Annotated in this window: 28 protein-coding genes and 1 tRNA gene; 14 read left to right on the top strand and 15 right to left on the bottom strand. The window is 58.7% G+C overall.

The window, feature by feature from the left end; genetic code table 11:
* The first annotated feature begins 94 nt into the window (after positions 1 to 94).
* The 5 genes from HFP51_RS02265 to hemW all read left to right on the top strand — a co-directional run bounded on the left by HFP51_RS02265 (position 95) and on the right by hemW (position 5,017).
* A complete protein-coding gene (locus HFP51_RS02265) occupies positions 95 to 511 on the top strand; it encodes a BlaI/MecI/CopY family transcriptional regulator (RefSeq protein ID WP_176874173.1) in 417 nt (138 codons plus the stop codon).
* Positions 501 to 2,471 carry a M56 family metallopeptidase gene (locus HFP51_RS02260; RefSeq protein WP_176874172.1) on the top strand — a complete coding sequence of 657 codons (1,971 nt, stop codon included), beginning with the start codon at positions 501 to 503 and terminating at the stop codon, positions 2,469 to 2,471. Before HFP51_RS02265 ends, HFP51_RS02260 begins: the two co-directional genes overlap by 11 nt.
* Before the next feature lie 95 nt (positions 2,472 to 2,566).
* Positions 2,567 to 3,280 carry a ribonuclease PH gene (gene rph / locus HFP51_RS02255; RefSeq protein ID WP_176874171.1) on the top strand — a complete coding sequence of 238 codons (714 nt, stop codon included), beginning with the start codon at positions 2,567 to 2,569 and terminating at the stop codon, positions 3,278 to 3,280.
* Entirely contained in the window at positions 3,277 to 3,879 is a 603-nt protein-coding gene (gene rdgB, locus HFP51_RS02250; RefSeq protein WP_176874170.1) for an RdgB/HAM1 family non-canonical purine NTP pyrophosphatase, read from the top strand. Before rph ends, rdgB begins: the two co-directional genes overlap by 4 nt.
* Positions 3,880 to 3,889: 10 nt before the next feature.
* Entirely contained in the window at positions 3,890 to 5,017 is a 1,128-nt protein-coding gene (hemW, locus tag HFP51_RS02245; protein WP_370462929.1) for a radical SAM family heme chaperone HemW, read from the top strand.
* A 258-nt stretch (positions 5,018 to 5,275) separates the two neighbouring features.
* On the opposite strand, the gene HFP51_RS02240 is transcribed toward hemW, so the two are convergent.
* Positions 5,276 to 6,451: a penicillin-binding protein activator gene (locus tag HFP51_RS02240; RefSeq protein WP_176874168.1), complete on the bottom strand. Its 1,176-nt coding sequence runs from the start codon at positions 6,449 to 6,451 to the stop codon at positions 5,276 to 5,278.
* Between the two features lie 12 nt (positions 6,452 to 6,463).
* Between HFP51_RS02240 and rsmI the strand changes: the two genes are divergently transcribed.
* From rsmI to gshB, 3 genes are all read left to right on the top strand, one after another.
* Entirely contained in the window at positions 6,464 to 7,303 is an 840-nt protein-coding gene (gene rsmI, locus HFP51_RS02235) for a 16S rRNA (cytidine(1402)-2'-O)-methyltransferase (protein WP_176874167.1), read from the top strand.
* The gene (locus HFP51_RS02230) at positions 7,300 to 7,650 is read left to right on the top strand and encodes a YraN family protein (RefSeq protein ID WP_176874166.1); all 351 of its coding nucleotides are present in this window, start codon (positions 7,300 to 7,302) and stop codon (positions 7,648 to 7,650) included. The genes rsmI and HFP51_RS02230 overlap by 4 nt, the downstream gene beginning before the upstream one ends.
* A gap of 65 nt (positions 7,651 to 7,715) precedes the next feature.
* Positions 7,716 to 8,660 carry a glutathione synthase gene (gene gshB, locus HFP51_RS02225; protein WP_176874165.1) on the top strand — a complete coding sequence of 315 codons (945 nt, stop codon included), beginning with the start codon at positions 7,716 to 7,718 and terminating at the stop codon, positions 8,658 to 8,660.
* Between the two features lie 15 nt (positions 8,661 to 8,675).
* Here the strand turns inward: gshB and HFP51_RS02220 are convergent, their stop codons facing one another.
* The 3 genes from HFP51_RS02220 to HFP51_RS02210 are packed head-to-tail and all read right to left on the bottom strand — an operon-like array spanning position 8,676 to position 11,566.
* Positions 8,676 to 9,617, bottom strand: coding sequence for a tyrosine recombinase XerC (locus HFP51_RS02220; protein WP_176874164.1), 942 nt, complete (start codon positions 9,615 to 9,617; stop codon positions 8,676 to 8,678).
* Positions 9,602 to 10,162 (bottom strand): DUF484 family protein, encoded by a 561-nt coding sequence (locus HFP51_RS02215; protein ID WP_176874163.1) that lies wholly within the window; start codon positions 10,160 to 10,162, stop codon positions 9,602 to 9,604. The genes HFP51_RS02220 and HFP51_RS02215 overlap by 16 nt, the downstream gene beginning before the upstream one ends.
* 48 nt (positions 10,163 to 10,210) lie before the next feature.
* Positions 10,211 to 11,566 carry a GntP family permease gene (locus HFP51_RS02210; RefSeq protein ID WP_176874162.1) on the bottom strand — a complete coding sequence of 452 codons (1,356 nt, stop codon included), beginning with the start codon at positions 11,564 to 11,566 and terminating at the stop codon, positions 10,211 to 10,213.
* 136 nt (positions 11,567 to 11,702) lie between these two features.
* On the opposite strand from HFP51_RS02210, the gene HFP51_RS02205 reads away from it, so the two are divergent.
* Together HFP51_RS02205 and HFP51_RS02200 are read left to right on the top strand one after the other, a co-directional pair.
* The gene (locus tag HFP51_RS02205) at positions 11,703 to 11,933 is read left to right on the top strand and encodes a DUF6356 family protein (protein ID WP_176874161.1); all 231 of its coding nucleotides are present in this window, start codon (positions 11,703 to 11,705) and stop codon (positions 11,931 to 11,933) included.
* A gap of 10 nt (positions 11,934 to 11,943) precedes the next feature.
* Complete coding sequence (locus HFP51_RS02200; protein WP_176874160.1) at positions 11,944 to 13,140, top strand: thiolase family protein; 1,197 nt, start codon at positions 11,944 to 11,946, stop codon at positions 13,138 to 13,140.
* A 225-nt stretch (positions 13,141 to 13,365) separates the two neighbouring features.
* On the opposite strand, the gene HFP51_RS02195 is transcribed toward HFP51_RS02200, so the two are convergent.
* Together HFP51_RS02195 and cpdR are read right to left on the bottom strand one after the other, a co-directional pair.
* A tRNA-Val gene (locus HFP51_RS02195) sits at positions 13,366 to 13,440 on the bottom strand.
* A 51-nt stretch (positions 13,441 to 13,491) separates the two neighbouring features.
* Positions 13,492 to 13,866, bottom strand: coding sequence for a cell cycle two-component system response regulator CpdR (gene cpdR / locus HFP51_RS02190; RefSeq protein ID WP_176874159.1), 375 nt, complete (start codon positions 13,864 to 13,866; stop codon positions 13,492 to 13,494).
* 137 nt (positions 13,867 to 14,003) lie between these two features.
* On the opposite strand from cpdR, the gene HFP51_RS02185 reads away from it, so the two are divergent.
* On the top strand, positions 14,004 to 14,879 hold the full coding sequence (locus tag HFP51_RS02185; RefSeq protein WP_176874158.1) for an N-formylglutamate amidohydrolase: 876 nt from the start codon (positions 14,004 to 14,006) through the stop codon (positions 14,877 to 14,879).
* Between the two features lie 182 nt (positions 14,880 to 15,061).
* Here HFP51_RS02185 and HFP51_RS02180 read toward each other — a convergent pair whose 3' ends face one another.
* Both HFP51_RS02180 and HFP51_RS02175 read right to left on the bottom strand, forming a co-directional pair.
* On the bottom strand, positions 15,062 to 15,862 hold the full coding sequence (locus HFP51_RS02180; RefSeq protein ID WP_176874157.1) for a SapC family protein: 801 nt from the start codon (positions 15,860 to 15,862) through the stop codon (positions 15,062 to 15,064).
* A 69-nt stretch (positions 15,863 to 15,931) separates the two neighbouring features.
* The gene (locus tag HFP51_RS02175; protein ID WP_176874156.1) at positions 15,932 to 17,374 is read right to left on the bottom strand and encodes an FAD-binding oxidoreductase; all 1,443 of its coding nucleotides are present in this window, start codon (positions 17,372 to 17,374) and stop codon (positions 15,932 to 15,934) included.
* Between the two features lie 94 nt (positions 17,375 to 17,468).
* Between HFP51_RS02175 and HFP51_RS02170 the strand changes: the two genes are divergently transcribed.
* The 3 genes from HFP51_RS02170 (at position 17,469) to HFP51_RS02160 (ending at position 21,037) form a co-directional block, all read left to right on the top strand.
* Positions 17,469 to 17,906, top strand: coding sequence for a hypothetical protein (locus HFP51_RS02170; RefSeq protein ID WP_176874155.1), 438 nt, complete (start codon positions 17,469 to 17,471; stop codon positions 17,904 to 17,906).
* A gap of 107 nt (positions 17,907 to 18,013) precedes the next feature.
* Complete coding sequence (locus HFP51_RS02165) at positions 18,014 to 19,405, top strand: DEAD/DEAH box helicase (RefSeq protein WP_176874154.1); 1,392 nt, start codon at positions 18,014 to 18,016, stop codon at positions 19,403 to 19,405.
* A 99-nt stretch (positions 19,406 to 19,504) separates the two neighbouring features.
* Positions 19,505 to 21,037 (top strand): NAD(P)/FAD-dependent oxidoreductase, encoded by a 1,533-nt coding sequence (locus tag HFP51_RS02160; protein WP_176874153.1) that lies wholly within the window; start codon positions 19,505 to 19,507, stop codon positions 21,035 to 21,037.
* A 9-nt stretch (positions 21,038 to 21,046) separates the two neighbouring features.
* On the opposite strand, the gene HFP51_RS02155 is transcribed toward HFP51_RS02160, so the two are convergent.
* The 7 genes from HFP51_RS02155 to HFP51_RS02125 all read right to left on the bottom strand — a co-directional run bounded on the left by HFP51_RS02155 (position 21,047) and on the right by HFP51_RS02125 (position 26,470).
* On the bottom strand, positions 21,047 to 21,817 hold the full coding sequence (locus HFP51_RS02155) for an enoyl-CoA hydratase (protein WP_176874152.1): 771 nt from the start codon (positions 21,815 to 21,817) through the stop codon (positions 21,047 to 21,049).
* Positions 21,818 to 21,820: 3 nt separating this feature from the next.
* The gene (gene tgt / locus HFP51_RS02150; RefSeq protein ID WP_176874151.1) at positions 21,821 to 22,942 is read right to left on the bottom strand and encodes a tRNA guanosine(34) transglycosylase Tgt; all 1,122 of its coding nucleotides are present in this window, start codon (positions 22,940 to 22,942) and stop codon (positions 21,821 to 21,823) included.
* A gap of 9 nt (positions 22,943 to 22,951) precedes the next feature.
* Positions 22,952 to 23,977: a tRNA preQ1(34) S-adenosylmethionine ribosyltransferase-isomerase QueA gene (gene queA / locus HFP51_RS02145; RefSeq protein WP_176874150.1), complete on the bottom strand. Its 1,026-nt coding sequence runs from the start codon at positions 23,975 to 23,977 to the stop codon at positions 22,952 to 22,954.
* Between the two features lie 6 nt (positions 23,978 to 23,983).
* Complete coding sequence (locus tag HFP51_RS02140; protein WP_255454773.1) at positions 23,984 to 24,697, bottom strand: peptidylprolyl isomerase; 714 nt, start codon at positions 24,695 to 24,697, stop codon at positions 23,984 to 23,986.
* A gap of 109 nt (positions 24,698 to 24,806) precedes the next feature.
* Entirely contained in the window at positions 24,807 to 25,316 is a 510-nt protein-coding gene (gene coaD / locus HFP51_RS02135) for a pantetheine-phosphate adenylyltransferase (protein ID WP_176874149.1), read from the bottom strand.
* The gene (locus HFP51_RS02130; RefSeq protein ID WP_255454772.1) at positions 25,316 to 26,173 is read right to left on the bottom strand and encodes a polyprenyl synthetase family protein; all 858 of its coding nucleotides are present in this window, start codon (positions 26,171 to 26,173) and stop codon (positions 25,316 to 25,318) included. Before HFP51_RS02130 ends, coaD begins: the two co-directional genes overlap by 1 nt.
* 45 nt (positions 26,174 to 26,218) lie before the next feature.
* Positions 26,219 to 26,470, bottom strand: a complete 252-nt coding sequence (locus HFP51_RS02125) for an exodeoxyribonuclease VII small subunit (RefSeq protein WP_176874148.1) — start codon at positions 26,468 to 26,470, stop codon at positions 26,219 to 26,221.
* Positions 26,471 to 26,547 lie beyond the last annotated feature (77 nt).

The following is a 26,547-nucleotide window of genomic DNA, read 5'->3' as shown; positions in this document are numbered from 1 at the left end:
GTTCGTCGCGCCAATATTGCAGTTGGTCGACAGACGAGTAACGACACTTGCCGTAAAACCGCGAATCCGGTACCGCTCCGCGCGAAACGGAACAATGACCGAACACGACCAGACTCCACCCCCGCCCTCCGAGGCCGAAGCGGAAATTCTCCAGATTGTATGGGAGAAGCAGCCGGTGTCTGTGCGCACGGTGCATGATCATATCCGCCAGCTGCGCGATGTTGGCTATACAACAGTGTTGAAGCAGCTGCAGCGGATGCTGGACAAGGGGCTGGTCGATCGGATCCCGGGCAAGGGCAAATCCTTCGATTATGTGGCGACCCAACCGGCATCAGAAACCCGGACAACCCTGTTAAACAGGCTGGTTCGGACGGTTTTTGGAAATTCGAAGACCGATCTCGTCATGCATGCGCTGGGGCGCGAAGACGTTTCGACAAGTGAGATAGAACAACTGAAGGCTTTCATCGCCGATTTGGAAGCTGAGCAGGGGGAAGATGAGGATGGCCGTTAACCCGAGCGTGTTGGTCGATAGCCTTGGCTGGGCGCTGCTGCACAGCCTGTGGCAGATTACCCTGGTTGCAGCGCTCGTTTACGGCCTGCTTCGGATCATTCCGCGGCACAGCGCACAATTACGATTCGTAACGGCTTTTGGCGGTCTTGCAGCTAGCTTGCTCTTCTTCATTGCGACCTGGATCATTTGTTATCGGACGATCGGTGCCGCCCAGACGGTCACGCTCGCGCATATTCCGCCGGCCCAGGGTTGGCAGGCGGTTGTCGAAACGCTTGGTCGCACAACCTGGCTGGTCAGCCTGGCCTGGGGCCTTGGCTTTACCTGGCTCGGCGTCCGCTATGTCCAGTCGCTGCGCGCGACATCGCGTCTGCGCCGCATTGGTACAGGTCCGGTGCCGACTGATTGGGAGCTGCGCTTCCGGCTTTGGGTCGAGCGGCTTGGTGCCGATCCCCGCGCGATCATCCTCCAATCTTCGCGGATCACCACGCCGCTGACAATCGGCGCATTGAAGCCGATCGTATTGGTGCCAACCGGTTTCTTCCTGCGCCTACCGATTGACCAGGCCGAAGCGATCCTCGTCCATGAGATCGCCCATATCTGCCGTCAGGATTATCTGCTCGGCCTTGTCCAGGCGATGATCTGCAACATCTTCTTCTTCCATCCGGCAATCGCCTTTCTCTCGCGCCAGATCGATATCGAGCGCGAATATGCCTGCGATGCACGGGTTGTGGCGGAGACCGGAAATTCAACGGCGCTCGCTCAAGGGCTGGGCAAAGTTGCGCTTGAAAGCGCGGACATGCTGCCGGGCTTTGCAATGGCCGCGGATGGCAAGCGTACGCCCTTGATGAACCGCATCACCCGGCTGCGCGAGCGTCCCTTCCGGCGCGAGAGCGGTTCGACGATGCCGGCTGCCGGCCTTACGCTCCTCCTCGCCGGCTGCCTGACAATTGCCGCCTCGGCCGATGCCTCCTTCTCCTCGACGAACTTTGAGGAAGACAAAGGCAAGAACCGCGAAAGCGCAAGCGATGCCGCCGCCGAACCAGAGGCTGAAGCGACCGTCGCTGCCCCGGTCGAGACCGCAGAAGCAACCAGCCGCCCTGCCCCGCGCGCTGTTCGCAACGCCGAGCGCTCCGAACCGAAATCGCGCGAAGACCGCTGGTCCGAGCATCGCTCCGAACGCAGCATGGAACGGCGCTCCGAACGCCGCACGCCGAGCAATCGCAACAATTGGACCTTCGATATCGAACCCGGCAGCTGGGCCTATGACTTCGAGCGGACCGATCGCAACGGCTCGAAGCGCGCCCGCCCTGCGCCGCGCCTCACCGCCGCGGCTGAACCTGCAGGCCTGTTGCGCAGCGCCGTTTTCGAAATCGACACGATTGAGCCGGTCAGCATCTCTGAGAATGAAGGGTGCGATGACAAGGGAGCGGATGCCGCTGCGATCGAATTTGACCGCGAACAGGAGCGCATAGAGCGCGAACAGGAACGCGCCGAGGCACGCTATGACCGGGAAGAAGTTCGGATCGAGCGCTCGCTTAACCGCGAACTGGCCAATCTCAACCGTCAGCACGCCAATGAAGAAAGCCGGATTGCGCGGGAAATCTCCACTCTCGAAGAGCGCATTCAACAGGTTGCGCAGAGCCTCGAGACACAATCGCCGGATGAACTTCAGCGGCTAACCACCCGCATGACATCGCTCGCGGTTCAGATGGAATCGCTGGTCATGCGCTATGCCGAACGCGCGGCGGTAATCGAACATCGCGCTGAAAGCCGGATCGAGCGACTGCGTCACCGCGAGTCCCCAGCGCCGCGCGCTCCACGCCCACCTATCGCGCATGAATCGCCGGAACCGCCGATCCCAACGATCACAATCAGTTTCCGGATTGAGCTGGACGAACCACAAGCGGATCTCGTCGCCGCCGTGCCGAACATCATTCTGGCCAGCGCCCCGACCAGCTAGGGCAACAACCAGCCACATTCTCGCCGCTACCATCTGGACGCGTGATGCCGCGCGCGATAGGGGCTGAGCGACACAATCCAAGAAGGACATATTCTATGCGCCCCTCCGGCCGCGCCCCCGATCAAATGCGGGCTATCACAATTGAACCCGGTTTTACCAAACATGCGGAAGGATCGTGCCTAATCAGCTTTGGCGAAACGCGCGTGCTGTGCACCGCCAGTGTCGAAGATCGGGTGCCGCCCTGGATGCGTGGCAAGGGCAGCGGATGGGTCACCGGCGAATATGGCATGCTCCCCCGCGCCACCCATACGCGCGGCAATCGCGAAGCCGCCCGCGGCAAGCAATCGGGTCGTACCCAGGAAATCCAGCGGCTGATCGGCCGCTCGCTCCGTGCCGTTACCGATCTCGAAAAACTCGGCGAACGCCAGATCACCGTCGATTGCGATGTCATCCAGGCCGATGGCGGCACGCGCACGGCGTCAATCTCGGGCGGCTGGGTCGCCCTGCGCCTGGCGATCAATTCGCTAATTAAAGATGGCCGATTGGACACCGATCCGATGACCCAGAAGATCGCGGCGATCTCCTGCGGCATCTATAATGGCGAACCGGTTCTCGATCTCGATTATGCCGAAGACAGCAATGCTGGAGCAGACGCCAATTTCGTGCTGACCGGTGACGGCAATATCGCCGAAGCACAATGCACGGCCGAAGGCGAAACCTATAACGAAGAAGAATTGTTGCGTCTCTTGCGCCTCGCCAAGATTGGCTGCGACGAAATTTTCGCCGCCCAGGACGCTGTCATCTCGTGAGCCGGAAGCTGGAGCCTGGCAAGCTCGTCATTGCGAGCCATAATCCGGGAAAGGTGCGCGAAATTGCGGACCTGCTCAGGCCCCATGGCATGGACGTTGTCAGCGCCAGCGAACTCGATCTGCCGGAACCCGAAGAAACCGAGGACAGCTTCGCGGGCAATGCCGAGCTGAAAGCACGGGCTGCGGCGGAAGCGGCCAAGCTCCCTGCCCTGTCCGATGATAGCGGCCTATGTGTCCATTCGCTTGGCGATCACCCGGGCGTCTATTCTGCGCGCTGGGCCGGACCGGACAAGAATTTCGGAGCTGCGATGGGCAAGATTGAGGAAATGCTTCAAGAACTTGGCCCGAAAACGCCGCGCAATGCGTTTTTTATCTGCGCATTGTCACTCGCCTGGCCGGATGGTCATATCGAGACGTTTGAAGGCCGGGTCGATGGCACCATGGTATGGCCACCGCGCGGCGAAAATGGCTTTGGCTATGATCCGGTATTCATGCCAGTGGGCCATGACATCACCTTTGGTGAGATGGAGCCCAATATCAAACATGCGATGAGCCATCGGGCGCATGCCTTTGGCAAGTTGATCAAGGCGATCTTCTAAATCGATGGACATGCTGGCCCTGTATATCCACTGGCCGTTCTGCGTCTCCAAATGCCCTTACTGCGATTTCAACAGCCATGTCCGCGATACGGTCGACCAGCCCGCCTGGCGCGATGCTTTGCTGGCGGACATGGCCTATGAGGCAGCGCAGACCAGGGATCGCCAGCTGACATCGATCTTCTTTGGCGGCGGAACGCCCTCTCTCATGCCACCGGAAACTGTGGCGGTCCTGATAGAAGCGGCTGAGCAGCATTGGGGTTTTGCGGACGATATCGAGATTTCGCTGGAGGCCAATCCCTCCTCGGTCGAAGCGGCCCGCTTTGCTGATCTCGGCCGCGCTGGTGTCAATCGCGTTTCGCTTGGCCTGCAATCGCTCGATGATGACGCGCTGCAGTTTCTGGGTCGCGCGCATGACGTTGCCGAAGGGTTGGCCGCGCTCGAAACAGCGCAATCGGTGTTTGCCCGAACGAGCTTTGATCTCATTTATGCACTGCCGGACCAGGACGAGACGGCTTGGCGTGCTGAGCTTAACCGCGCTCTGAGCTTCGGCACCGATCATCTCTCGCTCTATCAGCTGACAATCGAGCCGGGCACGCAATTTGCGACCCTGGCGCGCCGTGGTGAGCTTGGCGAAACGACACCAGACGATGGTGCGCACCTTTACGAGCTCACCCAGCAGATCACCGCCGAAGCCGGATTACCAGCCTATGAAATTTCAAACCATGCGCGGCCCGGCCATGAGAGCCGCCACAATCTCACCTATTGGCGCTATCAACCCTATGCGGGCATCGGCCCCGGCGCGCACGGCCGACGCGGCCACCATGCGACCGTGCGCCATAAAAAACCGGAAAACTGGCTCTCTGCTGTCACCCGTAACGGACATGGCCTGCAGTCCGAAGATCATCTCGCCGCCGGTGACGAAGATGCTGAACGCCTGATGATGGGCCTCCGGCTAACCGAAGGCGTCGCGCGCGATGCGTTTTCACCCCACAGTATCGACGAGGACGCTGTGGCTCGCCTCATCGGGCATGACCTCCTGGAAACGCGCGATGATCGCATTGTTGCGACATTGTCCGGACGACTGGTGTTGAACAGCCTGCTCGCCGAGATACTTACAAGCGATACGATAAGTGCCTAAGTCTGATCGATAAACGCCGAACTCCGTCATTCCCGCGTAGGCGGGAATCGGTATCTGCACACGTCGAACCCAGCCGTCGGAGATTTCCGCCTGCGCGGGAATGACAGGAATGCAATATAGCAAAGTGCCGGGACACAAAGCGTTACATTGTGCTCCGGTGCAGGCCGGAGCCTAGGCCTGTCATCTCAGCATGAATACGGAGCCCGGTGGACTGGGCTCCGGCCTGCACCGGAGCACGGGAATGCAATATCCCTAGCCTCAAAAACCGCTGGGTGCCGGCGATACCACGGTGAAGCCGCTGGACCGGATCTGCTGCACTTCGAGTGCCCGTTCTGCGACTCCATCGCTGTTGAATCGGAACGCACCGTCAACGCCCGAGAAACCACCCGTATCGCGCAACTCGCTAACCGGGAACGGGCGATCAAGCGACCATTCGCGGGCGATGCGCACAACCAGCAATGCCGCGTCATAGCCAAGGCTCGACAGACGATAGGGATCCGAACTGAAGCGCGAGCGATAACGGCTGGTCAGCGTGTTGAACATGCGATCGGATACGCTGGCAAAGAGCGCGCCTTGCATTGCCGGATCGCGTGCCAGGTCGGGCTGATTGTTCCACAATTCCGTGCCAAGTATCTGGACATCCGTGGCACCGCGATCGCGCAACATCTGGGCGGCCTGGCGCGCTGTTGTTCCGCTGTCAGCGATCAGGATCGCATCAAACTCGCCTTCACCGTTTATCTGCGTAACCGCCAGCTGCAGCGAACGGCGGGAGCGCGCATAGGTCCGTGTCGCAACCAAGCGGCCGCTATTATCACGCACTGCCTGGGCAAAAGCCGCAGAGGCACGCTGACCATAGAGTCCCTCCGGGATCAGTGCGGCAAATCGCCGGGCGCCTTGATCGCTGGCATAGCGGGTAACCCGACGAATTGATTGCGCCGGCGTAAAGCCCATCAGATAGGTGCCGTTCCCTGCGACATTGGTATCGTTCGAAAAGGCGATCACGGGAACACCCGCATTGCGGGCAACGGGTGCGGTTACGCGCACATTGTCAGCGAGAAGCGGGCCAAGGATCAATCGGCTCCCATCGGCGAGCGCCCGGTTGGCCGCGCTGCTCGCGCCTCCGGCAGCAGCGGTATCATAGGTCGTAATGCGAACGCCTTCGCCGCCACTATCAAGGATTGCCATATTTGCCGCATTGGCGATCGATTGCCCGACGCCGCCATTATTGCCGGAGGTCGGAACCAGCAGGGCGACGCGGCGCAGGCCGTCGTCAGGAATTCCCGTTGTAATATCGGGTTGGGTCGGTGGCGGGAGATCAGGCCGATCACCGCCGGGCAGGATCGCCTCACAGCCCGCAAGAGCCATCGCCATGAAGACGATACCAAACCGCAAAAATATCGACTGCCGTTGCCCCGGGTGCCGCTGTGATGCCATGACGAGAATCCTATGAACGATACGCTACTTCCCGGTCTTTATATCGTCGCCACCCCGATCGGCAACTTGCAAGATGTCTCGCGGCGGCAGGAAGCCACGCTGCGTCAAGCCGATGTGATTGCTGCCGAAGATAGCCGGGTCACGGCAAAACTGCTGAACCATCTCGGCATCAAGAAACAGATTACGGCCTACCATGACCATGTCAGCGAGACGGTTGCCGAAAATTTAGTCGATATGCTGGGTGAAAAAGCAATCGCGCTCGTGTCCGATGCGGGGACGCCGCTAATTTCTGATCCGGGCTATAAGCTGGTGCGCAAGGCCCGTGCTGCCGGGCATCTCGTCACCACCATCCCCGGCCCGTGCGCGATGGTGGCGGCGCTGACACTGGCCGGTTTGCCGACAGATCGCTTCTTCTTTGCCGGCTTCCTGCCCGCCAAGGCCAAAGCGAGAGCCGATACAATTGCCGAAATCGCCGAACTTCGCGCGACTCTGATGTTCTACGAATCCGGCCCGCGCCTCGCAAAATCGCTCCGCGCATTGGCAGAGGAACTGGGCGATCGCGAAGCGGCCGTTGCCCGCGAAATTACCAAGGCCTTTGAAGAAACGGTGACGGGAACGCTGCCCGAGCTGGCGGAACGCTATGCCGATGCGCCACCCAAAGGGGAAATCGTCATCATTGTCGGCCCGCCGGGAGATCGTCCGGCAGCGTCAGACGCAGATATCGATGCAGCGCTCCGTGAGGCTCTCGAAACGCTGCCACCGGGCAAGGCGGCCCGTCAGGTCGCCAAGACACTCCGCATGTCCAGTGACGGCCTTTACGAGCGGGCAATGGCGCTCAAAGACGAGGCATGAGCCGAGCGAGCGCGGAACGCCGGGGTCGATTGGGGGAAATCCGCGCTGCCTGGTATCTGCGGGTGCGCGGCTATCGAATCCTCGATCGCCGGGTCCGCACGCCGCGCGGCGAGATTGATCTGGTGGCAAAGCGGAGCGGATTGATCGTCTTTGTCGAGGTGAAAACCCGCGCGACACAGGCCGAGCTTGATCTTGCCATTGACGAATATCGGCTAGCGCGCGTGGCGGCGGCAGCCGAAATATTGGCGCCCGAATATGCTCGAAAAGGCGAGGATATCCGCATCGATGTGATACTGATCGCGCCGGGCCACAAAGTACGCCATATCGAGAATGCTTGGATGGGATAAAGCAGGACTGTGGTTGATTGCGCGCACCGCAGCGCTATTGCCTGCAGGCGAACCAGGAGACAGCCATGCCGCTCAACGTTGCGATCCAGATGGACCCGATGGAAAAGGTCAACATCGCTGGAGATTCCAGCTTCGCGATCATGCTCGCCGGGCAAGAACGTGGCCACAAGATCTGGCACTATGATGTGCGCGAGCTCAGCTACCATGCCGATGGCCGGCTAACGACACGCGCCCGGCCGGTCACTGTACAACGCGTCGAGGGCGATCATTTCAGCTTTGGCGATGTCGAAACGATCGACCTGCGCGGCGATATCGATGTCGTCTTGATGCGGCAGGACCCGCCGTTCGATCTTTCCTATATTACAGCCACGCACTTGCTCGAGCGGATCCAGCCCGACACGCTGGTCGTCAATGATCCGGCTGCCGTGCGCAATGCGCCGGAAAAACTGTTCGTGCTGGATTTTGCCGAATTCATGCCGCCGACGATGATCACGCGCAGCCTGGAAGATACGCGAGCGTTCCAGGAAGAGCATGGCGAGATTGTCGTCAAACCGCTTTACGGCAATGCCGGCTCGGCCGTCTTCTTCGTCGGCAAGCACGATCGGAACCTTGCTGCGCTGACCGAATTGTTCGGCGATGTCTGGGTCGAGCCCTATATGGTCCAGGCCTTCCTTCCCGATGTCAGCGCCGGCGACAAGCGGATCATCCTGGTCGATGGCGAACCCACCGGCGGCGTGAACCGACTGCCCAAAAAGGGCGAGATTCGGTCGAATTTCGCGGTTGGCGGATCGGGTGCAGCGTCCGAATTGACGGCGCGCGAGCTGGAAATCTGCGAAGCACTGGGGCCGGAACTGAAAAAGCGCGGGCTGCTTTTTGTGGGCATCGACGTGATCGGCGGCTATCTCACCGAAATCAACGTCACATCTCCAACAGGAATCGTGTCGATCGATACTTTCAATGGAACCAATACCGGCGCGAAAATCTGGGATGCAATCGAGACGAAACTCTAGCGTTTTCCACGCGATCTAGGACTCCTCCTGCGCCCGCGGATGGGCATTGCGATAGACGTCCAGCAAATGCGCAGCATCAACGGACGTATAGATTTGCGTAGAACTCAAACTCGCATGGCCAAGCAATTCCTGAAGCGAGCGAAGGTCTGCTCCGCGCGCCAGCAGATGCGTCGCAAAGCTGTGCCGCAGCGCATGCGGTGTCGTCCTTCCTGAAAGCCCAAGCCGCGCTCGCGCGCCGCGGACGGCCCGGCGGACTATGTCACTGCCCAGCGCTCCGCCCCGTGCACCGCGAAACAGCGGATCCTCAGTTTCGATTGGATAGGGGCAAAGCCGGACATAATCCTCGATTGCCTCGCGAACCTTGTCGAGCAGCGGAACAATCCGGGTTTTGTCTCTTTTACCCGTGACCGACAGCGTTTCACCGAGCGGCAAAATTGCACCCGTGAGACCCAGCGCCTCTCCGGCGCGCAAGCCAGCGCCGTAAAGCAACAGCAAAACCGCCCAGTCGCGCGCGGCAATCCAGGGCTCATCCGCTTGCGCGGCCACATCCTCGGCCAAAGCCAGAGCTTCGTCAGGCGCTACCGGCCGCGGAACACCCGGTTTGAGTTTCGGACCTTTGACGCGTGGCAGATTGGCCTGTTCGCCGGCGCGCTCCGCCGCAAATGTCAGGAATCCGCGCAATGACGAAAGCTCGCGAGCCGTCGAACGATTGGCTAGTCCCTCACCTCGGCGGTACGCCAGAAAGGCCCGCAATTCTGCCGCATCCATGTCGCGCAAAACTGTCCCGGTTACCGGCTCTCCGCGATGGTCACCCAGAAAGGCAATGAGGCGATGGGCCGCGGCCAGATAGGCGCGTATCGTGTGGGGAGAGCGACGTCGGTCGCGTTTGAGATGCGCGGCCCATTGCTCGGCCAGCGCGGTAGCCGGATGGGCATCTGGGGTCAGGGCAGCAGCCACCGGCCCAATAGTCGCGCTAGGCTATCACCCAGGAAACCGAGCAGTTCGGCGCCGTGGTGCGTTTCAATATTCTGGCCTTCGCGTTGCCCGAGTGCCAAGATTCCAGACGGCAACGGTGCGTCATTCTCCAGCCGAATCAACGCTTCAGCGCGCATAAATTCGGCGGCCGGCCCAAATAGCGGATGACCGCTTTCGCAATCGCGTAGAACCACGCCGGAAACGGTATTTGCGGCTTTCTCGATCAGTCGCCGTTCGACAAATTGCATGCCCGAATTGTCGGCGCGCAGGCCCGTCTCACCGACATACAGCGCCAGGCTGACGGCATCGACGCCCAGAATGTCGGGCCACTGTTGGGTAACGATGTGCAGGAGATGATCGAGCCCTTCGGCCGAAATCGCTGCGAGCACGGCATTGTGAATAGCTTCGGTTGCACCCGAATGACCGCGCGCAAATGCGAGCAGATCGCTATTTTCCTCTTCCGCTTCTGCCACACGCCTTTGCAGCTGCGCGACAGCCCCGGTTTCAAAGTCGATTACCGTGCCCATAGCGCGGATTCTAACCCAAACATGGTTAAGAAGATATGAGTAATTGCCCTAGAAGATGGCAAAAAGGCCGAGCGCCACGACAAGCCCGATCAGCGGGACAATTACGGTCAGCGCGCCCACAGCGCCGTAGGCGGCAGCATGGGTCTCTCCGCAAATCGCCCGGATGGTTGTTACGACATAACCATTGTGCGGCAGGCTATCGAGCGCACCGGAGGCGATTGCGACGGTTCGATGCAGCTCATCGGCACTGGCACCGGCATCCAGATAATGCGGCGCAATCAGCGGCAACGCGATACTCTGTCCACCGGACGCGGATCCCGTCAGGCCCGCAATCACGGTAACGGCAATCGCGGCACCAATGAGCGGATCGCCTGGCAAGTTCTGGACCAGCACAAGCGCTTCCTGAAACGCCGGCGACAAGGACGCGACTGCGCCAAATCCAACGACTGCACAGGTATTGGTAATGGCTACGACAGCACCGGTCGCCCCTTTCGAAAATGCGCTCGGCATCTTGGCGCGGCTCTGTAGACCGACCAGTAGTGCAATCACCGTTCCCGCTCCCAAAGCAGCCACCAACGCCCATTTGTCGAGCGATTGCTCCGGCATGATCGCGGATAACGGACCGAGCTGCTGCGGATATTGGAAGATCATGAATACGCCCAGCACAGCCACAAGCGGCATTAGGCAGAGGAACGGATTGGGAAGCACGCGATCTTCTTCAACAGCATCGTCGGTATCACGGCCTTCAAAAACTTCGCCGCGCGCAACCGCCCGCCGCACCATCCATTGCAGCCAGATAAAACCGAGTACCGCCATCAGAACGGCAACGACCAGGCTGACTTCCCAGGCCGCATAAGCGGTAGTTCCCAGATATTGCATCGGTATGAGGTTCTGGATTTCCGGAGAGCCGGCCGATGTCATCGTGAATGTGACCGAGCCAAAACAGAGCGCGGCCGGAATAAATCTGCGCGGCAAATTGGCTTCGCGAAACAGACTGACGGCGAGCGAGTAGACGGAGAAGGCAACGATGAAAACGCTGACCCCGCCATAGGTAAGCAAGGCGCAAGCAGCGACGACCGCGAGCACCGCATGTTTGATTCCGATCTTCTCGATAATCCAATGGGCTACACTCGCAGCAGCACCAGACGCGCCCATTACTTCACCGAAGATGGCGCCGAGCAAGAACATGAAAAACCAATCGGCGAAGAAGCGCGTGAATCCGGCCATGTAACTGGTGGCAAAATCGGGTGCATCAGCTTCGGCCAGTGGCGGCAACCAGGCAATCCCGCTCGTCGCCGCGACAATGGCAGCAGCGACAGGTCCGGCAATCAGGATGTTTACACCGCGAACGGTCATCCAGATGAGCAATGCCAGTGCGCCGATCAGGCCGATCGTGCTTATCATGATGTCCCCTCTTCTCGACCGGTTCGTCTAACCACCGGAGCGAGACCGTCAATACGCACTGCCCGGGTGATTTTCCAATTGAGATCGCTTAGGACTGCCCGAACGGGTGTAACCATAGCGAGGATCGGATCTAATTATGGCAACTTTGTTGACGCAGCATCTCCGCGATGTTGGTGAGACATATACTGAGCATCTTGGCATGGCCTCAGGATTTGGATTGAGATTGGTTGTAACAGGGTGTGCCTGCCTTGTTCACGGCATCTTTCCGTTTCTGTTTGAACGTACCGGGAGCAACATGGTTCGCCGCTTACATGCCGAAATGGTGCGGAAACGCGCTGATACCCTGCATCAAGACTGGGTGATCTAGGAGAAACCATATGCGCGAAGCCGCCATCGTCTCGACCGCCCGTACGCCAATCGGCAAGGCCTATCGAGGCGCATTCAACGCAACGGAAGCGCCGGCATTGGGTGCGCATGTTGTGAACGCAGCGATCGAACGCGCGGCGATCGACCCGGAGCGGATCGACGATTTCTTCTTCGGCGCGGGAAACCAATGGGGCACACAGGGCGGCAACCTTGGCCGAATGACATTGTTTGCTGCCGGCCTGTCCAACACGATCCCGGCCTTCACGCTTGATCGGAAATGCGGCTCAGGCCTGACGGCGGTAGCACTCGCGGCTCGTGCCATCATCTGTGACGAGATGGATGTCGCCATGGCCGGCGGGATGGAGAGCATCTCCCACACCGTTACCAAAGATGCGCCGCGACGGATCAACCAGTCCGTGATCGAAAAAGTTCCGCACGCCTATATGCCGATGATCGAGACGGCCGAAATTGTTGCCGAGCGATATGGCATCAGTCGGGAGGACCAGGATGCCTACGGTGCGATGAGCCAGCAACGCGCGGTTGCGGCCACCGAGGCGGGCAGACTGAATGACGAAATCGTCCCGATCACCGTCGAAAAGCAGCTCTACGAAAAAGATGGCAGCAAGGCTGGCATGGAAACGGTTACCCTGGCCCAGGACGAAGGCCTGCGCGCCGGAACAACCGCCGAAGGACTTGCCGGACTGAAAACTGTCTGGTCCGACGGTGCATTTATCAAGGAAGGCAAGCACATCACGGCTGGCAATGCGAGCCAGCTTTCCGACGGTGCGTCTGCCCAGATATTGATGGACCGAGCGACGGCAGAAGCCGAAGGCAAAGAAATTCTCGGAATTTATCGTGGGTTCCAAGCTGCGGGCTGCGATCCGGATGAAATGGGGATCGGACCCGTGTTCGCGATCCCGAAGCTCTTGGAGCGAACCGGCGTGGCAATGGACGAGATCGGGCTTTTCGAAATCAACGAAGCCTTTGCCAGTCAATGCCTATATTGCCGCGATACGCTTGGAATCGATCCGGAAAAGCTAAATGTCGACGGCGGGGCGATCGCCATCGGCCATCCGTTCGGCATGACCGGAAGCCGTTTGGTTGGCCATGCGCTCGTCGAAGGCCGGCGCCGGGGCGTTCGATACGTCATCGTATCAATGTGTACAGCTGGCGGAATGGGGGCAGCCGGTCTTTTCGAGATCGTGTGACCTACATCACAGAGCGAATCATCGCAGCCGCCGATAAGGCTTCTCGACGATAACGACACTCCAAAGCTTTATCGTTATGGCCATCATGGTTCACCCGGTTTATGCGACCCGGCCGGACACCATGATGGCCTTTCCTTTGGACACACAAATATTTCCTCAGACCCACAATCGAGCTGAGATTCTGGTGCAGAATCTTAGGGTATCATGATGACATGTAAGGGAAAATGGTGGGCACGGCTGGGATTGAACCAGCGACCCCTGCGATGTCAACACAGTGCTCTACCACTGAGCTACGCGCCCACGCGAAGGGGCTATCTAGTGGAGCGGCTCGCCATGCGCAACCGCTGATTTTCAAAGGCCTGATGCGTCGCCGACCTCGAACATCCGATCCACTTCAAGCACGAGATCGCGGAGGTGGAATGGTTTTGACAAAACTTTGGCATTTGGCGGTGTTTTGTTGTTTTTCAGTGCGACCGCCGCAAATCCGGTAATGAACATCACGCGCATTCCCGGCGCAATTTTCGAGGCTTCTTGAGCCAATTCAATGCCATCCATGCCTGGCATGACGATATCCGTCAGCAGCAGGTCATAGCGTTCTTTCTCGAGCATCGGCATCGCCGAAACCCCGGAATCCGCGGTATCGACTGCATAGCCGGTGCGTTCCAAGGCGCGCTTCAGATATTCGCGCATCGAGTTATCGTCCTCTGCCAACAGGATCCGGATCATTGTCTTTTCATCGCCTAATTATGCGCCACCCCCTGGCGCTAGTGTCCTGATTATAGAGCAGAGCTCTTAAAATTTTCCAGCCCTTGCGTAAATTTCCGTTGCTTGCCTTTGTTCAAGGGCGATTCTAGGCCGGAATCATGGAAAACAGCGGATCTGAAGAGATCTATCTTACGCAGCTTGGTCCGACCGCACCGCAGAGTCCGGTCATCCTGTCTGTGCCACATGCCGGCCGCATCTACCCGGATGAGCTAAAGCTTCAGGCAAGACTGGACGAAACGCAACTTCGCGGCCTGGAAGACCGCCATGTAGATCGGCTTGTGAGTCCATTGGCCGAACAGGGCTATAGCGTGATCATAGGGACGGTTGCGCGCGCCTGGATTGATCTCAATCGATCCGAACGAGAGGTTGACCCATCGATGATCGCACCGCGACCATCACCCGGCAGCTTCGATATTTCGGCAAAAGTTCGCGGTGGCCTTGGACTGGTTCCGCGCAGACTGGGTAGTTTCGGAAACATTTATCGGCATCCGTTGTCCCAGCGTGATCTGGCAGATCGAATATATCGCGCACATCGTCCCTATCATGCCGCGGTGTCTGACATGCTGGATGCCGCACGTCGGCGCTTCGGGTTGGCGATCCTGCTTGATTGCCATTCCATGCCGCCGTTGAAGCCTAATGATGGAACGGCGCCTGCAAAGATCGTGATTGGCGATCGCAATGGGAAAAGCGCGGCTCCCATATTCGCGGCCCGGACCGAATCAATTTGTCGCGAAGCGGGATTTCGAACGACCCTCAATTCGCCTTACCCGGGCGGCCATATCCTGGCACGCCACGGAAAACCGGAACGCGACATACACGGTCTGCAACTTGAGCTATGCCGATCGCTCTATCTTGACCCGTCCCATGACCAACTCAGTCTTGCGCATGAACGGATAACCGAACTTATCGAACAGATTGCGGATGGTTTGGTTGACGAAGCCATGTCGCCGCCAGACTCGCTCGCCGCAGAATAAAAAAACCGCCCCGCGCCAAAATGCGCGAGGCGGCCAGGTTCAGGGAGGGAGCGCATCACAAGATGCACTCACACCTGGCTGCGAAAAGGGGGGCACGCAGCCACGTGCCCCCCTTAGATATTAACGCAACAATACGGATTCAAGCGGGACCGATAATCAGCCCCAGCTTAAAAGCTCGCAGTTTAGCTCGGCTCCATCGCCTGCGGCACATCAGCGTCGGGCTGCGGAGGTACCTTATCCTGCTGAAGCTGCATGGCGAAAATATCGCGCACCAGCTGCAGTGACATCATGTGCGAATAAATCAGCGCCATCATGCCGTTCTGCACCCATTTACGCGCCTGATCGCCGCGGATTTCCTTGAGCTTTTCTTCGTTGACCATCTGGAAGCCACGATAAACGAAAGGCTTGTCCGAGTTCGGCGTATCGATCGCGACTTCACCTTCCATCAGCAGCTCGGCATCAACCAATTCCTGGACAAAGGCGACGGTGCGATGGCCCGATGTTTCGACCTGCTCGCAGAACTGAAGCAAGCTCTTTGTTGTCTCGCTCGCTTCACCGCCATCGAACAGCGGTTCGCCTTCGTCATATTCACCGATGATATCAGTCGTCGGGTCAAAGCAGAGCGACAGCTCTTCAGAATCTTCCCGCAACTTGGCAAGCAAAAACGGATAGCGACGCGCATAGGCCGGCATATAAACCGGGTTGCCAGCCAATTCGCCGTTCTCGTCGAGGAAAACATTGACGCCCTGGTTCAGGCCCATCAGCGCCAGCGGCACCGGATTTTCGCCCGATGAAAAGACGATCGGCATGACCCGCTGGACCATGACGAATTCGTCAATCGTCACCGGAACGGCATGCGTTTCAGCAAGGAACGGCATCTTCGGACGAACCTGCAACTTATAGTTTGCATGATCCTGGCTCGAGAGCGGAATCACATCATTATACAACAGCGGAAAGTTCTGCTGCGGGGCAGCGCTAGCCATGAAATATCTCCTGTGGCCGGAATAGGGAGGAGCCAACGGCAAGGCCGGTGGAACCAGTTGCCCTGCCCTCTATGGATTATCGTCGGGATTCGCAAGCGGTACGAGCTTGCCAGGGTTCATTATTCCGCGCGGATCAAGCGCCTGCTTGATCGCGCGAAGCGCAGACAGGAGGGTCGGATCCGTTACGCGCGCAAACTCCGATAGTTTCAACTGCCCAATTCCATGTTCAGCAGACAGAGAGCCGCCCACGCCATGGGTTAGGTCATGAACGAAACTACTCACCTGGGGACCGGTTTCCGCTAGCCATTTCGCATCATCGCCGCTCGCTGGTGCACGCACATTGAAATGAACATTTCCATCGCCAAGATGCCCGAACGCAACGACGCGGGTTCCCGCAAAACGGTCTTCCACCGCTTGCGTCGCATCTTCGATAAAGCGTGGCATAGCCGAAACCGGCACCGAAACATCATGTTTGGCAGCACGACCATCGGCCCGCTCGGCTTCAGAAATGACTTCACGAATTTTCCAGAACGCCTCAGCCTGCCCTTCGCTTTCGGCAATCACCGCATCCGCGATCAGGCCTTGGTCGAGGGCCCCTGCAAGCCCGGATTCGCATTGGCTACGCAAATCTTCCGGGTCCGATGCGCTGCGTAATTCTGTCAGGACATTCCAGCGATGCTCTCCGGCAAGCGGGGCCCGGGTTCCTGGAATATGCTTGAGAACCAGTTCCAGAGCGGCTTGCGGCACAAGTTCAAAACTCTCGACGGCATCGCCCACTTCGCTCTCCAGCAACCGCAGGAGTGCGAGTGCATCGCTGGCAGAGCCTAAGCCGATCCAGGCCACTGTCCGGTGCGGCGCGGCAGGAATGAGCTTCAGGCTCGCCGCCGTGATGATACCGAGCGTTCCTTCGGAACCCGCAAGCAGCTGGCGCAGATCGTAACCGCGATTGTCTTTGCGCAAGGTCGACAGACCCTCAAACAGGCTGCCATCCGGTAGTACGGCCTCAACACCCAACGTCAGGTTTCGCATCGATCCGAAGCGCAACACCTGCGTGCCGCCGGCATTAGTTGCGATCAGCCCGCCAATCGTCGCGCTGTCTTTTGCGCCAAGCGACAGGGGAAAGCGCCGCCCATGCTCTTCGGCCGCCGCATGGACATTGCTCAATATCGCCCCGGCCTCGGCGGTAAGGCTATTGTCAGCCGCATCGATGGAACGAATGGCATTCATCTTGCGCAGGGACAGCAGGATTGCGCGATCGCCCGGACATGGCACACCGCCGGCAACCATGCCCGTGTTTCCACCTTGCGGTACAATTACGACGCCTGCCTCGCTCGCCAGCCGCACAATGGCCTGCACCTGGCCAACATTCTTCGGTGAAACCAGCGCCAGGGCATCGCCCGTTACGCGTTCTCGCCAGTCGGTAAGCCATGGAGCAAGATCTGCAGCCGCTGTCGCGATGCCAGAGGGCCCGACTATGTCGGTCAATCCGTCAAGAAAGGATCTATCATCCATGGTGCGTGGATAGCGTTTCCGGCGGCCCAGTCCAATTCATCTTCAGTTAAACGCAGAACAGCGACAAGGCCCTGCACCACAATTGGAACTATTCGTGTCGATCGTTGGAACCGCTTTGATGTTGATGGTCACATCGCCTGTGACCCTTCCGCTGCACATCTCAATGCAGGCGACGATCGAGCAGCGCATCATCATTCGCATTCCAACTCGGCCCACCCAACGGCCCAGGCGCCGCGCGCCGTCCGGGATAGTCTGGCGCGAGCGCCCGACCGATGATTGCCAGCCGGTGTCCGAGATCTCCCGCGCCCGCTTTACCCGGCCCGGTGTGGTCGACCTGCTGATGCAAGATCGCAGCCTGGTGCGAGCACGGCTCAGTTCCGAATGCGTTGCGCTCGGATATTATTCGGCATTCTATCTTGTTCCGGGTGATGATGGACAGATTTGTGCATCGCGGGATGCGATTGTTTCACGCGCTGGAAATGAATGCGCGATATCCGGATTTCACCGGCTCGAGCCGCGCCAGAACGACTGAAGGAAAAGCGCGCTTTCGCTTGACTTTTGGCCGCCTAGCGCCCAATCGCCAGCCGCGAAAGCGCGACCTCGATATTCCGCGCTCAATCAAATTATTTCGGAACCTGTATGACCTTCGCCGATCTCGGCCTTTCTGATGAATTACTGCGCGCAGTTGGCGATGCGGGGTATACCGAACCGACACCTATTCAAGCCGAAGCCATCCCCCCGGTCCTGATGATGAAGGACCTGGTCGGCATCGCTCAAACCGGTACCGGCAAGACCGCCAGTTTCGTGCTGCCGATGATCGATATTTTGAGCCATGGTCGCAGCCGCGCGCTGATGCCACGCTCGCTCATCCTCGAACCGACCCGCGAGCTTGCGGCGCAGGTTGCCGAGAATTTCGAGAAATATGGCAAATATCAGAAACTGGAAATGGCGCTGCTGATTGGCGGCGTGAGCATGGGTGACCAGATGAAGGCGCTCGAAAAAGGCGTCGACGTATTGATCGCTACGCCGGGCCGCCTGATGGATCTGTTTGATCGCGGGAAAATCCTGCTTTCTGGCTGCGATATCCTGGTGATCGATGAAGCGGATCGCATGCTCGACATGGGCTTCATCCCGGACATTGAGAGCATCTGCCAGAAGCTGCCGACCAACCGCCAGACGCTGTTGTTCTCGGCAACCATGCCGCCGCCTATCAAGAAGCTCTCGGACAAGTTCCTTAGCAATCCGAAGCATATCGAAGTAGCGCGTCCGGCAACGGCGGCGACAAATATCGATCAGCGTCTGATTGAAACGAGCCCCCGCGGCAAGAAAACGACGCTGAAAAAGCTGCTGCGGTCTGAAGACATAACCACGGCCATCATCTTCGCCAATCGCAAGACGACTGTCCGTGATCTGCAGAAATCGTTGCACCAGGACGGCTTCAAAGCCGGCCAGATCCATGGCGATATGAGCCAGCCCGAACGGATGCGGGAACTCGATCTGTTCAAGTCGGGCGATATCAATATCCTGGTGGCATCGGACGTCGCTGCGCGCGGACTTGATATCAAGGGCGTCAGCCATGTGTTCAATTATGACGCACCATGGCACCCCGATGATTATGTGCATCGTATCGGCCGGACCGGCCGCGCCGGAGCAGCAGGCACCGCGATCACGCTCGTCACCAAAGCGGACGAAGAAGCGATCGAGAATATCGAAAAGCTGACCGGGCAAACAATTGCACGCGGCGATGACGGCGGTGGGAAAAAGCCAGCGGCCAAATCCAAGCCATCCGAAGATCGCGATGAAGCGGCGGATGACAAACCGAAGCGCAAGCCCCGCTCGCGATCAAAGCCCAAATCGGAACCGAAAGACGACAGCCCGGCTCCCGAAAAGTCTGAAAAGCCAAAAGCCAAAAAAACTGCTGAAAAGAAGCCCAAAAAGGCGCCGGCCAAAAAAGCCCCGGACAGCGATGGTGGCGATGACGAGTGGAACGGCCCGATGCCGGGCTTCCTCAACGTCAAACTCGGCGAATAATTCCTCTAAATCGCTGGTTTTATGCGGGTTAGCCCGGTTGCTTGCCGTTAACGTCAATCCGTTCTACATTGCAACTGAATTTCGCATGAGGAACAGGTTATGGCTCGAGAAGACGCTCCAGAGCATCTAGACGTTATTGTCGTTGGCGCCGGAATTTCCGGAATTGGCGCGGGCTATTTTCTGCAACGCGATTGCCCCGATAAAAACTATGCCATTCTTGAAGGCCGTGAGAATATCGGCGGCACATGGGATTTGTTCCGCTATCCCGGCATTCGCTCGGATTCCGACATGTATACGCTCGGCTATTCGTTCAAACCCTGGACCGAGCAAAAGGCGATCGCCGACGGCCCCTCAATCCTGAAATATCTGGATGAGACGGCGAGCGAGAATGACATTCACGAGAAGATCCGCTTCAAGCACCATGTGAAGGGCGCGGAATGGTCGTCCGATACGGCGACCTGGACCGTGGAAGCCGAGATTGACGGCGAGACCGTCCATATGACCTGCGACTTCCTCTTCATGTGCACCGGCTATTATAATTATGAGGCCGGCTACACGCCCGACTGGCAGGATTTCGAAAATTATAAGGGCACCATCGTCCATCCGCAGCATTGGCCGCAGGATCTCGACTATGCCGGCAAGAAGGTCGTGGTTATTGGGTCGGGCGCAACCGCGGTGACCCTCGTCCCCTCGATGATCGATGGCGAAGGCGCTCCTGAGCATGTCGTGATGCTCCAGCGATCGCCGACCTATATGGTCTCCCGGCCTGCCGAAGATGCCATGGCCAACCGTCTGCGGAAATTCCTGCCCGATATGTGGGCGTACAAGCTTATTCGCTGGCGCAACACATTGCTTCAACACATCATTTTCCGCCGGGCCCGCAACAAACCGGAAAAGGTGAAAACCTTCCTGCTCGACAAGGTGCGCGAGGAGCTGGGTCCCGATTACGATATGGAGACCCATTTCACGCCCAACTATAATCCATGGGAACAGCGTTTGTGCCTGGTGCCCGACAGCGATTTCTTCCGCGTGATCCGCGATGGCAAGGCATCGGTCTCGACTGGTAATATCGAGCGCTTTACCGAAGACGGGATTCTCCTGACCTCCGGCGAGAAGATCGAAGCCGATATTGTGGTCACGGCCACCGGGCTCGACCTCGAAATGGCGGGTGGCGCCAAGCTGGTGGTCGACGGCCAGGCGATCAACTTCCATGACAAGATCACCTATAAGGCAATGATGTTCGACGATGTGCCGAACATGGCCTTCTCGTTCGGCTATACGAATGCGTCCTGGACGCTGCGCGCCGATCTCACTTGCGAATATGTCGCGCGGCTGCTCAACCATATGGATGAAAACGACGCGCAAATTGCTGTGCCGCGCCTGCCACAAGACGAAACGGTCGAGCGGATGCCCTGGGTCGATTTCTCATCCGGCTATTTCAAACGCGCCGAGAAGAAGCTTCCGGCGCAAGGTGATCGCGGTGTTTGGAGAAACCTCCAAAATTATCGCAAGGATATCAAAGAGCTGCGCGAAGCCCCAATTGCTGATGAGGCGATGGTGTTTGCCAAGAAGGGCGAGCTCAGCCTCGGCCCGGCAAGTGCCGAGGAACCCGAAGCAATCGCTGCCGAATAGGCTTTCGACCTAGTCTTTCTGATCGCGTCCGCGCGCCTGAATGGCCGCGCGCCGCGCTTCAATTTCATCTGCTGAAACGCCAGCATTTACCGCCGCGCGCTCCTGTTCGATGGACAGGCCCTCACCAAAGGTGGCGGCAAATCCATCGTCGATAAGCTTGCGATAATTGATCAGCATCTCGGGCTCGACGGAAAGCATGTCCTCAGCCAATTGCCGCGCCGCAGGCAGCAGTTCCGCAGCTGGCACAACGCGATTCACCAGACCCCACCGCTCTGCCTGTTCGGCCAGCAAGAAGTTACCAGTTAGCGAAAGTTCCTTGGCGCGCGATATGCCGATGGCGCGGCTCAGCTTCTGGCTCAATCCCCAGCCCGGCATGATCCCGACCCGTGCATGGGTATCCGCAAATCGCGCATTTTCGCTGGCGATCAGGACATCGCAGGCCAGCGCCAATTCGAAACCTCCGGTAATCGCCACGCCATTGATTGCGCCAATCACCGGTCCGGAGAAACGGCCAAGCGCAGTCACGGGATCTTCGACATCAACGGCGTCACCCACCGACGATTCTCCTGACCCCAGTTCTTTGAGATCAAGACCGGCGGTAAAGGCCCGCTCCCCTGCCCCGGTCAGGATCAGGGCACGGATTTCCGGGTCAGCTTCGATATCGAGAACGGATTGCGCTAGCTCGGCGCGGAGGGCTGCCGACAGCGCGTTCATTGCATCCGGGCGGTTCAGTGTGAGAATGGCATAGCCATCAAAACGATCGATCTCGACAAGAGCCATTGCTTATTCTTCCTGCTTGTAGCGCGCGACAAAGCCCGACGCGAAACGCTGAAACTCGCCGGCGGCAATTGCAGAACGCATATTGGCCATCAGCGACTGATAGAAATTGATATTATGCTCGGTCATCAGCATCGCGCCCAATATCTCACCCGAGCGCACAAGATGATGCAGATAGGCGCGCGACCATTGATTGCAGACCGGGCACCCGCATTCTGGATCAAGCGGCTCGGTATCTTCGGCAAAGCGCGCATTCTTGATATTGATCGGGCCATCAACCGTGAACGCCTGTCCGGTCCGTCCGCTGCGCGTCGGTAAAACGCAATCGAACATGTCGATACCGCGGGCGACCGCGCCGACAAGATCGTCCGGCTTGCCGACACCCATCAAATAGCGTGGCTGGTCCTCTGGAAACTGCGCCGGTGCGAAATCGAGACAGGCGAACATGGCCTCCTGCCCCTCTCCCACAGCAAGGCCGCCAATGGCATATCCATCAAAACCAATATCGCGCAGGGCATCAGCGGATTCCTTGCGTAAACCCTCGTCCAGCCCACCTTGCTGGATGCCAAACAGCGCGCCCGAGTTACCCAGCTCATCAAAGGCCTCGCGCGATCGTTTTGCCCAGCGCATCGAGCGCTCCATCGCTTCGGCCTGCGCTTCTGGCGTATCCGTGGTCTTCACCAGTTGATCAAATGCCATGACGATGTCTGCGCCGAGCAAGGTTTGGACTTCCATCGAGCGTTCCGGGCTCAGCATATGACGAGACCCATCGATATGGCTCGCAAAGGCCACGCCCTCCTCGCTGACCTTTGTGAGATCGGACAGGCTCATCACCTGATAGCCGCCGCTGTCGGTGAGGATCGGGCGATCCCAGCCCATGAATTCATGCAGTCCACCGAGTTTGGCGATGCGCTCAGCGCCGGGCCGGAGCATGAGGTGATAGGTGTTGCCGAGGATGATATCGGCGCCAGCCACACGAACATCAGCAGGTTTCATCGCTTTGACCGTCGCCGCAGTCCCGACCGGCATGAAGGCCGGCGTGCGAATTTCACCCCGCTGCATGCGGATAGCTCCGGTGCGCGCGGCGCCGTCCGTTGCGTCGATCGAAAAAGAGAAACTATCGCTCATGATCGCGGCTTAGGGCAGCAACAGGCTGGCGTCACCATAGCTGTAGAAGCGGTACTTCTCGGCAATGGCATGTTCATAGGCCGCGATCATGCGTTCCCGGCCCATGAGAGCGCTGACCAGCATAAACAGCGTTGATCGAGGCAGATGGAAATTGGTCATCAAGCCGTCAATCGCCTTGAATTCATAGCCTGGCGTAATGAAGATGTCGGTATCGCCATCAAACGGCTGGATGGTGCCATTTTCGTCAACCGCACTTTCCAGCAAGCGCAGACTCGTCGTCCCGACGGCGATCACCCTGCTGCCAGCCGCACGGCACGCATTGAGGCGGTGCGCTGTTTCCGCGTCGATCCGGCCCCATTCGGAATGCATCACATGATCGTCGCTATCATCGACCTTCATCGGCAAGAAGGTGCCCGCCCCGACATGGAGCGTCAGCGTTTCATGGGCGATCCCGGTCGCTTCAAGCCGTGCGATCAATTCCGGTGTAAAATGCAGAGCCGCCGTGGGCGCAGCGACCGCCCCCTTTTCGCGCGCAAACATGGTCTGATAATCTTCGGCATCCCGCTCGTCGGTTGGTCGCTTGCCCGCAATATAGGGCGGTAACGGCATGGATCCTGCCCGTTCCAGCAACACTTCCACCGGCTCATCGCCAGCAAAGCTCAGCAGGAAACTGCCATCCGTGCCACGGTCCGAAGCAATCGCGGACACACCGCCGCCGAATTCGACTGTGTCACCGTCATGCAAGCGTTTTGCATTGCGGATAAAGGCGCGCCATTGGCGAAGGCCTTCGCGCTTGTGCAGGGTCGCGCCAATCTTGGCGTCGCCGCGCCGTCCCACTAGCTGGGCCGGGATGACCTTGGTGTCATTAAAGACCAGCATATCCCCCGGACGCAGGCAATCCGGCAGGTCACGCGCCAGGCGGTCATGTGTTGTGTCTCCATCGAGCACCAGCATACGCGCACTATCGCGCGGGCTAGCCGGGCGCAGCGCTATGCGGTCTTCGGGGAGCGCGAAATCGAAAAGATCAACGCGCACGGCTTGCTATTGGGGCGTCTCGCCCGCCAATTCGCCAAGCGCAGCTTCCAGCGCCGCGGCCTGATCATTGGCGGCCGGCTGGTTCATCGCAGCAATTTCCGCAGCCGATGGCGGCGGTACATTGTCGGACCCGATCGACGCGCGAATGATCCGGGCGGGATTCGCCGGTGGCTCGCCGCGCGGAATGGCATCCACATACTGCATGCCCGACGTCACCCGGCCGAAGGCTGTGTAGTTACGATCAAGGCCGAGATTGGGCATGAACATGATGTAGAATTGGCTATTCGCGCTATTGGGATCGGTAGCGCGCGCCATCGAAACCGTGCCGCGAACATGCGGAAGCGTCGTGAATTCAGATGAAAGGTCCGGCAGCTGCGAGCCGCCCTGACCGGTGCCCGTCGGATCGCCGGTCTGCGCCATGAACCCTTCGATGACACGATGGAAGATAATGCCGTTGTAAAAACCCTGGCGCGCCAATGCCTTGATCCGCTCGACATGCGATGGCGCAGCATCTGGTCGCAGCCTGATGGTAACCCGTCCGCCGGTGGAGAGATCCAAATGCAGCGTATTCTCCGGATCCGCCGCAGGCGTGACTCCTGTTGCATACCGAACTTCCGGCGTACCGCTGACATCGGTGACGCCGCCCTCATCATCCTGCGCATGGGCAGCGCTGCCCATGGCAAGCGCTACAATGGAAAACAGAAACAGCTTCAAACGCATACAATCCTCATACGATTCATTTTACCGAGCGCATGATCCGCCACGGTCATATTTCAATGTGCTTTAGCCCAACCAGAGCGCGTCTGAAAGGAGCATGAACGCTTAGTCGTTAATCGCCCTTCCGGCCGATCTTCTCGACCCGTGCCTTCATTTCGCTTTCGACAGCCGGGGTCACGAATTTGTGAATATCACCGCCATACATCGCAATCTCTTTCACGAGCCGCGAGGCAATTGGCTGCAGGGCCACATCGGCCATCAGGAACAGCGTCTCGATATCCGAGTTGAGCTGCTGGTTCATGCCCGCCATCTGGAACTCATACTCGAAATCGGCCACTGCACGGAGACCGCGCACGATAACCGTTGCGCCTTCCCGCTCAGCAAAATCCATCAGCAACGAGTTAAAATGCACAACGCGAATATCGCCTTCGCAAGACGCCACTTCGCGTTCTACCGTCTCAAGCCGCTCCTCATCCGAAAACATGGGCGATTTGCTGGGATTGGTCGTCACCCCGATGATCAACGTATCGACAAGTTTCGCGCCACGCCGGATGATATCCATATGGCCGAGTGTGATCGGATCAAATGTACCGGGATATACTCCCACCCTGTTCGCGCCCATCAATGCGTCCTTTCAATTGAGAAGCGAGCAATTTCGCGCAGCATATCAGCCTCTTCGCCATAGTCACGTAGATGATCAATAGCCTGATCTACAAGCATTTTTGCCTGCTGCTTGGCTCGATCCAGCCCGAGTAGCGAGACGAATGTCGCCTTGCCAGCTTCTTCATCCTTTCCGAGCTTCTTACCCGCCATTTCTTCGTCACCTTCCACATCAAGCAGATCGTCTGCGATCTGGAAGGCAAGACCAAGGTCGCGTGCATAGCCGCGAAGGTGCGTACGGTTTTCCGGCGGGATGCGGCCCAGGATGCACGCCGCCTCGAGACAGAATCCCATCAAGGCGCCCGTTTTGAGCTGTTGAAGCCGCGTCACTGCCGGCAGGTCCAACTGTCGATTCTCCGCCTCGAGATCCATCATCTGGCCGCCGCCCATGCCGGACGGGCCGCTGGCCTTGGCAAGGGCCGCCATCAGCTCCGCCCGGACAAACGGATCGGGATGGGTCGCCTCTTCTCCCAAAATCTCGAAGGCCAGCGCCAAAAGGCAATCGCCTGCCAGAACCGCAGTCGCTTCATCGAATTGCTTGTGCACCGTCGGCTTCCCGCGCCGCATGTCATCATCATCCATGCATGGCAGATCGTCATGGATCAGCGAATAGACATGGATGCATTCGACGGCGAACCCGGCCCGCATCGCGCTATCACGATCGACATTGAAAACCTCTGATGCGGCCACCAGCAGCATGGGCCGTAATCTTTTTCCGCCACCAATCGCCGCATAGCGCATGGCTTCATACAGTTTCGAGCGCGAATCACCGGGTACAGTAAGCCAGGTGTCGAACAGAATATCGACATCCTTCGCCATGCGCTCGAGCGCTGGCTTTAGCCCCATGGATACGACCGGCACAGGCTAGTCCGGATCCAGCGGTTCGGTGCCAACCGGTTTGCCGTCCGCATCTATCTGGAGCTTGTCGATCCGCGCCTGTGCCGCCTTTAACCTGGCTTCGCACTGCGCACGCAATTTGTCTCCGCGGGCGTAGAGGGCGATCGATTCATCCAGCGGCGCCTCTCCAGCCTCCAGCTTTGCAACAATCGATTCCAGCTCCTCAAGGGCAGCCTCGAAGGAAAGATCAGCAATGTCATTGGCGCTTTCATCAGTCATGCAGTCGCTATGGGCGAGCGACCAAGCTATGGTCAAGCAAGAGCCGCGCGCGATATGCGATTCGACAGGTTCAAGGG

Origin of the sequence: Parasphingopyxis sp. CP4 (assembly GCF_013378055.1) — a bacterium.
Classification (GTDB): Bacteria; Pseudomonadota; Alphaproteobacteria; order Sphingomonadales; family Sphingomonadaceae; genus Parasphingopyxis.
This window is presented reverse-complemented; position numbering and strand designations above follow the sequence as displayed.

Coding starts and splice junctions, on each gene's coding strand:
- HFP51_RS02260 (WP_176874172.1), top strand. CDS start 501: ATGGCCGTTAACCCGAGCGTGTTGGTCGATAGCCTTGGCTGGGCGCTG.
- HFP51_RS02200 (WP_176874160.1), top strand. CDS start 11,944: ATGCGCGAAGCCGCCATCGTCTCGACCGCCCGTACGCCAATCGGCAAG.
- HFP51_RS02175 (WP_176874156.1), bottom strand. CDS start 17,374: ATGGATGATAGATCCTTTCTTGACGGATTGACCGACATAGTCGGGCCC.
- tgt (WP_176874151.1), bottom strand. CDS start 22,942: ATGAGCGATAGTTTCTCTTTTTCGATCGACGCAACGGACGGCGCCGCG.
- HFP51_RS02210 (WP_176874162.1), bottom strand. CDS start 11,566: ATGATAAGCACGATCGGCCTGATCGGCGCACTGGCATTGCTCATCTGG.
- HFP51_RS02165 (WP_176874154.1), top strand. CDS start 18,014: ATGACCTTCGCCGATCTCGGCCTTTCTGATGAATTACTGCGCGCAGTT.
- rph (WP_176874171.1), top strand. CDS start 2,567: ATGCGCCCCTCCGGCCGCGCCCCCGATCAAATGCGGGCTATCACAATT.
- gshB (WP_176874165.1), top strand. CDS start 7,716: ATGCCGCTCAACGTTGCGATCCAGATGGACCCGATGGAAAAGGTCAAC.
- HFP51_RS02155 (WP_176874152.1), bottom strand. CDS start 21,817: ATGGCTCTTGTCGAGATCGATCGTTTTGATGGCTATGCCATTCTCACA.
- HFP51_RS02140 (WP_255454773.1), bottom strand. CDS start 24,697: ATGCGTTTGAAGCTGTTTCTGTTTTCCATTGTAGCGCTTGCCATGGGC.
- HFP51_RS02265 (WP_176874173.1), top strand. CDS start 95: ATGACCGAACACGACCAGACTCCACCCCCGCCCTCCGAGGCCGAAGCG.
- hemW (WP_370462929.1), top strand. CDS start 3,890: ATGCTGGCCCTGTATATCCACTGGCCGTTCTGCGTCTCCAAATGCCCT.
- cpdR (WP_176874159.1), bottom strand. CDS start 13,866: ATGATCCGGATCCTGTTGGCAGAGGACGATAACTCGATGCGCGAATAT.
- HFP51_RS02160 (WP_176874153.1), top strand. CDS start 19,505: ATGGCTCGAGAAGACGCTCCAGAGCATCTAGACGTTATTGTCGTTGGC.
- HFP51_RS02185 (WP_176874158.1), top strand. CDS start 14,004: ATGGAAAACAGCGGATCTGAAGAGATCTATCTTACGCAGCTTGGTCCG.
- HFP51_RS02230 (WP_176874166.1), top strand. CDS start 7,300: ATGAGCCGAGCGAGCGCGGAACGCCGGGGTCGATTGGGGGAAATCCGC.
- HFP51_RS02215 (WP_176874163.1), bottom strand. CDS start 10,162: ATGGGCACGGTAATCGACTTTGAAACCGGGGCTGTCGCGCAGCTGCAA.
- rsmI (WP_176874167.1), top strand. CDS start 6,464: ATGAACGATACGCTACTTCCCGGTCTTTATATCGTCGCCACCCCGATC.
- HFP51_RS02205 (WP_176874161.1), top strand. CDS start 11,703: ATGGCAACTTTGTTGACGCAGCATCTCCGCGATGTTGGTGAGACATAT.
- HFP51_RS02130 (WP_255454772.1), bottom strand. CDS start 26,173: ATGGCGAAGGATGTCGATATTCTGTTCGACACCTGGCTTACTGTACCC.
- HFP51_RS02240 (WP_176874168.1), bottom strand. CDS start 6,451: ATGGCATCACAGCGGCACCCGGGGCAACGGCAGTCGATATTTTTGCGG.
- coaD (WP_176874149.1), bottom strand. CDS start 25,316: ATGGGCGCGAACAGGGTGGGAGTATATCCCGGTACATTTGATCCGATC.
- HFP51_RS02125 (WP_176874148.1), bottom strand. CDS start 26,470: ATGACTGATGAAAGCGCCAATGACATTGCTGATCTTTCCTTCGAGGCT.
- HFP51_RS02180 (WP_176874157.1), bottom strand. CDS start 15,862: ATGGCTAGCGCTGCCCCGCAGCAGAACTTTCCGCTGTTGTATAATGAT.